We start from the raw sequence: 6233 nt of genomic DNA on the forward strand, positions 1-6233 counted from the left end.
GTCACAACCTCGCTCTGTCACGCAGGGCGGTCAGCAGCAGCAGGGTCGAGGTGGCCCCGGCATCCTGATGGCCGATACTGCGTTCGCCAAGGTAGCTGGCGCGCCCCTTGCGGGCCTGCATCTGGATGGTGGCCTCGGTACCGGCTGCGGCGGCGGCCACCGCCTTGTCCAGCGCTTCGTTGAGGGGCAGATCTTGCTGCTGCGCCTGTTGCAGGGCGGCCAGTGCTGGCCACCAGGCGTCGCACATGGTCTTGTCACCCGGCTCGGCACGGCCGCGGGAGACGATCCCCTCGACCCCATCGCTCAGCATTTTGCATAGCTGGTTGAGGCTCAGGCTCTGGCAGGCGTCGGTACTGGCCGCTGCCCGGATAAAAAAGGTGCCGTAGAGCGGGCCGCTGGCGCCACCGACCGAGGAGAGCAGGGTCATGCCGGTGGTTTTCAGCACCTGACCGATGTCTTTGTCTGCCACTGCGGGCAGCTTCTCGGCCACCTTGGCAAAGCCGCGCTGCATGTTGAGGCCGTGGTCGCCATCACCGATGTCGGTATCCAGTGCGGTGAGGTAGTCACGCTGCTCGGTAAAGATGTGTTCGCAGTCGAGCAGCCAGTTGACGATGTGATGCTTGCTTAACATGGGTTCTCCTTAGCAGCCGCGACGCAGGGCGGGGGTGTGAACGGGGGCATCCCACAGGGTCATCAGCTCATCATCCACCTTGAGCAATGTGATGGAGATGCCGGTCATGTCGAGGGAGGTGCAGTAGGGGCCAATCAGGTTGCGCACCAGATGGATGCCTGCCTCTTCGCACAGGGTAGCGAGGCGACCATAGACACCATACAGCTCTGAAATCGGGGTACCGCCGAGGCTGTTGACCAAGGCGATAACCCGATCGCCCTTGTTGAGCGGTTCGATAAAGGTGTGCTCTTCCTGCCAACTGCCGGAGGCTCTGTCCCAGTGGCGCAGGGTGCGGCCATAGGGGGTATTGTCCGCCAGTTCGCTGAACATGTCGTCCACCAGAGTATTGAGATCGGTGAAGGGGCGACGCTCGATGCCCGGCTCGCCGTGGATACCCACGCCGAACTCCATCTCGTTGTCCGCCAGGGTGAAGGAGGGCTTGCCGGCGGCAGGCACGGTGCAGGCGTGGGTGGCCACGCCGATGGTGCGGCTCTGGTTGTTGATGCGACGGGCCAGCGCTTCGCAGCGGGTCAGGTCATAGCCCGCTTCGGCTGCGGCCCCGACCAGCTTCTCGCACAGCACGGTCGTGGCAACGCCACGGCGACCGGCGGTGTAGAGGCTGTCTTTCACCGCCACGTCGTCATCGATCAGTGAGAAGCCGACCTTGACCCCGTCACCGTGCAGCAGCTCGACTGCGGTCTCGAAGTTGAGCACGTCGCCGGTGTAGTTCTTCACCAAAAACAGCACGCCCGCGCCGCCATCGACCGCCTGACCACACTCGTACATCTGATCCGGGGTCGGGGAGGTAAAAATCTCGCCGGGGCAGGCGCCATCCAGCATCCCCTTGCCCACCAGACCGCCGTGCATCGGCTCGTGGCCGCTGCCACCGCCGGAGACCAGCGCTACTTTGCCCATCACGGGGGAGTCGGCGCGGGTGATGTAATGGGGTTCGATACGTACCTTGAGCTCGGGGTGGGCGGCTGCCATCCCCATCAGTTGTTCACGGACCACGGCATCGACGGCATTGATCAGTTTCTTCATGGCTCACTCCTTGGCTTGCCACCGCACGGGTGGGCAAATGGTTGATGGAGCCAGTCTAACGGGATAAATCGGGAGAAAAATGACGGCCTGTTCGGTTCGGATTTGAAACAGCAGAGAGGGGATCGGTGTTTCAATATGAAACGGCACGAGGCAAACGGGCGGGAAACTGTTAGCGGCCTCACAGCCATGAAAGGGCTGGCTGGGTTAGAGCCATGGACTATCCACAGTCTGCTAAATCAATCTGGTTGATAGAAAAGCCATTTTCAGATTGTTTTGCATTCGGTACTTATGTTCTGCGTTGGTTGGCCGATACTGTTGAGTGCAGGAGGAACCCTATGGATATATCAAGTTCTGCAAATGCGTCGTTTGGTTCTGCGTTGATGACGGCCAGTCTGGCTAAGAAACAGCAGACTCAAGAGGGCGAAGCTGCGCTGAAGCTGCTGCAAAACGCAGCGCAATCAGCGCCGGTTGCACCGACATCGGCCAGCGCTTCTCTGGGAAGCAAGATCGATATTCGCGTCTGACCCTAATGAAAAAGCCCCCATCTCGCGATGGGGGCTTTTTTATATCTGCGATTTACTTCGCATCCCTTCGGATCAGAGCGGGAAGGGGGCTGGCGCCTCGAAGGTCATCCGCTCGCCACTGCGGGGATGGCTGATGGTCAGCATGGCCGCATGCAGGTAGAGATGGGAGGCCGCCGCCAGCGCATCCGGATGGGCATAGAGGTTGTCACCCAGAATCGGGTGCCCCAGCTCCAGCATATGGACGCGCAGCTGGTGGGAGCGACCTGTGATGGGGGTCAGCTTGATCAGGCTGTTGCCGTTCTCCACCTTCAGTTTTTCCCACAGTGTCAGGGCGTGACGCCCCTCCTCGTGGTCTACCTTCTGTTTCGGGCGGTTGGGCCAGTCGACGCAGAGCGGCAGGTCTACCTGACCCGACTCTGCTTCCGGCTCACCCCACACCCAGGCGAGGTAGTGCTTCTCGGTCTCCCGCTCGCGAAATTGTCGGCTCAGCTCCCGATGAGAATTGGGGTTGAGAGGAATGACAATGACGCCAGTGGTGGACATGTCGAGGCGATGGGCTGCCGCCGCCTTGGGGTGTTGCTGTTTCACCCGATGCAAGACGCTGTCTTCATTCTCGGGGCCGCGCCCGGGGACGCTCAGCAGGCCAGTAGGCTTGTTAACCACCATGATGTCCTTGTCCTTGAACAGGATCTCGAGCCAGGGTTCCAGCGGCGGTGAGTATTCAAACATAAATGTCTCGCATCAGAAGGTGGGGGCAAGCCCCCATCAGTTATGGGTAACCACAATCATAAAGGGCATGGCATCCAGCGTGAGCCGGATCAGCGTATGCCTTTTCAGTATCGCGTCAGTTATGGGTGACCACGATAAAGCGGATTGCGTCCAGCTTGAGTTGGGTCTGGTCGATCAGGTGGTGCAATTCTGCCTGCAGATCACGAAGGTAATCCAGTTCGCTATCGCGCACGCTTGGATTGACCGCCTTGAGCGCTTCCAGACGATCGAGATCCTGCTGCAGGGTCTGCGCCATCTGGGCACGGGCCTTGTCGACAATCACGGCTTTCAACTCTTCGGCAATCGGCTGGCCCTTGCCTATCAGACCGTGAATAACCGGCTGGGATGCAGTCACGAGCTTGCTGCCAAGATGGCGGTTGACCGGGGTCAGCTGGCGGTTGAAGGCATCGAACGCCACCTTCTCGCCCAGATTCTGGCCATTCTTGTCCATCAGCAGACGGATCGGCGTTGGCGGCATGAAGCGGTAGAGCTGGGGATGGGCCGCAGACTCGGCGACGAAGATCAGCTCAAGCAGGATCGAGCCGATAGGCAGCGCCTTGTTCTTGAGCAGTGCGACCGAGGTCGCACCGATCTCGGAGCCCAAGATCAGGTCGATACCGCCGCGCATCATGGGGTGATCCCAGCAGAGCAGCGCCATATCATCCCGCGACAATGCGGTCGGGCGATCGAAGGTGATGGTCATACCATCCTGCGGCAGGCCCGGGAAGCTGGAGACCAGCATGTGATCCCCCGGGGTCAGCACCAGCGCGTTCTCGCCACGGTCATCCTGATTGACGCCGATCTCGTCGAACATCTTGAGGGCGAAGGAGATCATGCCGGTGTCGCCGTCTTCGGCAGCCAGTTTGTCGACCAACTGCTGGGCGGCAGCGCCACCGCTGGAGTGGATCTCCAGCAGGCGATCGCGGCCCTGTTCCAGCCGAGCCTTGAGCGGCTCATGCAGTTCACGGGTTTTGATCAGTAGGGCATCGAGAGTTGCCTGATCGCCAGTGTTGGCGGCCAGCAGCTCGAACAGCTCGTCACGCACCGCCTCGAATACCGGGCGGGCAGTCGGGCAGGTCTGCTCGAATGCATCCAGACCATCGTGATACCAGAGCTGCAGGGCGCGCTGGGCGGTTCCCTCCAGATAAGGGACGTGGATCTCGACGATGTTCTGTTGGCCAATGCGATCCAGACGGCCGATACGCTGCTCCAGCAGATCCGGATTGAGCGGCAGATCGAACAGCACCAGATGGCTGGCAAACTGGAAGTTGCGACCTTCTGAACCGATCTCGGAGCAGAGCAGCACTTGAGCGCCACTCTCTTGCTGGGCGAAATAGGCAGAGGCTTTATCCCGCTCCAGAATGGTCATCCCTTCGTGGAACACGGCACCACGGATCCCTTCACGGGTACGCAGCGCCTCTTCCAGCGCGATGGCGGTGGCCGCTTCGGAGCAGATCACCAGCACTTTCTGCTGGCGGGCAGAGATCAGCAGCTCCAGCAACCACTCGACGCGGGGGTCGAACTGGGTCCAGGTGGCGTTGTCACCTTCGAACTGCTGGAAGATCTTCTCCGGGTAGAGGTAACGCAGGGCGCGGGTCTGCAGATCGCCACCATTGCCACCCATCATGCCCATCACCTTGATGGCAGTCTTGTACTGCTCCGGTAGCGGCATGGGGTAGATATTGAGGTGACGCTCGGGGAAGCCCTGAATGTTGGCGCGGCTGTTACGGAACAGCACCCGGCCGGTGCCGTGCTGATCCAGCAGCTTGGCGACCGCCTGCTGACGTGCGGCGGCATCGCCGAGATCCAGTCCTTCCAGCTGACTGGCAAGGATATGCCTGGCTTCATCGCTCAGGGTTTCGCCATCCAGCAGCTCTTGCGCTGCGCTGGCGACCTGGCCATAAGCCTGCTCCTCGGCGAGGAAGGCCTCGTAGTCGTAAAAACGCTCGGGGTCGAGCAGGCGCAGACGGGCAAAGTGGCTCTGGTGGCCCAGCTGATCCGGGGTAGCGGTCAGTAGCAGCACGCCCGGCACCTGTTCGGCCAGCGCTTCCACCATTTCGTAGGCGCGGCTGGGTGCCTCTTCGCTCCACTCCAGATGGTGCGCTTCGTCGACAACCAGCAGATCCCACTCGGCTTCCAGCACCTGCTCGAAGCGACGACGTTTCTTGCGCAGGAAGTCGAGGCTGCAGATCACCAGCTGTTCGGTCTCGAAGGGGTTCTCCGCATCGGCGAACGCCTCGATGCAGCGCTCCTCGTCAAACAGGGAGAAGTGCAGGTTGAAGCGGCGCAGCATCTCGACCAGCCACTGGTGCTGCAGGGTTTCGGGCAGCAGGATCAGCACCCGATGGGCGCGGCCGGAGAGCAGCTGCTGATGAATGATCATGCCCGCTTCAATGGTCTTGCCCAGACCCACTTCATCTGCCAGTAGTACGCGTGGGGCGTAGCGGTGACCCACTTCATGGGCGATATAGATCTGGTGCGGGATCAGGCTGACCCGGCCACCGGCCAGCCCACGGGTCGGATTAAGGCGACGCTTGTGCTGATGGATCAACGCTTCATAGCGCAGGGTAAAGCGGGACATCCGATCAATCTGACCGGCGAACAGGCGCTCCTGCGGTTTGTTGAACTTGATAAAGTTGCTGAGGAACACTTCCTTGAGGGCAACGGGCTCATCATTGTCGGTGCGAACACCTACATATATAAGCAGGCCATCTTTCTCCTGCACTTCTTCGACCGTCATGGTCCAGTCTTCGTGAGTGGCGATCTGGTCGCCCACATTGAAGCTGACCCGGGTTACCGGCGCCTCTTCTTTGGCATACATACGGTTTTCACCGGTCGCCGGAAACAACAGGGTAACCATGCGTCCTTCAACAGCAACGACAGTCCCTAACCCCAGATCCGTCTCTGTATCACTAATCCAACGCTGGCCAAGTGCAAAAGGCATTAAACTCTCCAAAGCCCAAGAGTGTGTGAATCGCAAAGGGGCGCTATGTTACCCGAAGCCGTGATCTCGATCACCATGGATATAGAAGTGGTGATACCTAATCGCCATAACCTTGATCTACGGCCTGCCAGTCCCGACTGATAATAGGTCGGCGTTGTCAAATGAGCGTGTTGTTGCAGGATAAATCGACTTTTTGGGTGATTAGTGAACGGTTGAGCTAAAAACTCGAATTTAATTCTAAATGCCTCTTGCCAGCGTGATCCAGATCCCTATAATGCGCCACATC

At 59.9% G+C, this 6233-nt stretch carries 5 protein-coding genes; 1 reads left to right on the forward strand and 4 read right to left on the reverse strand.

The window, feature by feature from the left end:
* Position 1 precedes the first annotated feature (1 nt).
* Positions 2-631: a dihydroxyacetone kinase subunit DhaL gene (gene dhaL, locus BN1135_RS21100; protein WP_042024649.1), complete on the reverse strand. Its 630-nt coding sequence runs from the start codon at positions 629-631 to the stop codon at positions 2-4.
* 9 nt (positions 632-640) lie between these two features.
* Entirely contained in the window at positions 641-1711 is a 1071-nt protein-coding gene (dhaK, locus tag BN1135_RS21105) for a dihydroxyacetone kinase subunit DhaK (protein ID WP_033137955.1), read from the reverse strand.
* Between the two features lie 335 nt (positions 1712-2046).
* Here dhaK and BN1135_RS22640 point away from each other — a divergent pair, with 335 nt between their 5' ends.
* Positions 2047-2235, forward strand: a complete 189-nt coding sequence (locus tag BN1135_RS22640) for a hypothetical protein (protein ID WP_005336040.1) — start codon at positions 2047-2049, stop codon at positions 2233-2235.
* Positions 2236-2307: 72 nt separating this feature from the next.
* Here the strand turns inward: BN1135_RS22640 and rluA are convergent, their stop codons facing one another.
* A complete protein-coding gene (gene rluA / locus BN1135_RS21115; RefSeq protein ID WP_042024650.1) occupies positions 2308-2964 on the reverse strand; it encodes a bifunctional tRNA pseudouridine(32) synthase/23S rRNA pseudouridine(746) synthase RluA in 657 nt (218 codons plus the stop codon).
* A 115-nt stretch (positions 2965-3079) separates the two neighbouring features.
* Complete coding sequence (gene rapA, locus BN1135_RS21120; RefSeq protein WP_042024652.1) at positions 3080-5947, reverse strand: RNA polymerase-associated protein RapA; 2868 nt, start codon at positions 5945-5947, stop codon at positions 3080-3082.
* Between the last annotated feature and the right edge of the window lie 286 nt (positions 5948-6233).

This window comes from Aeromonas sobria (assembly GCF_000820145.1).
Lineage (GTDB): Bacteria > Pseudomonadota > Gammaproteobacteria > Enterobacterales > Aeromonadaceae > Aeromonas > Aeromonas sobria.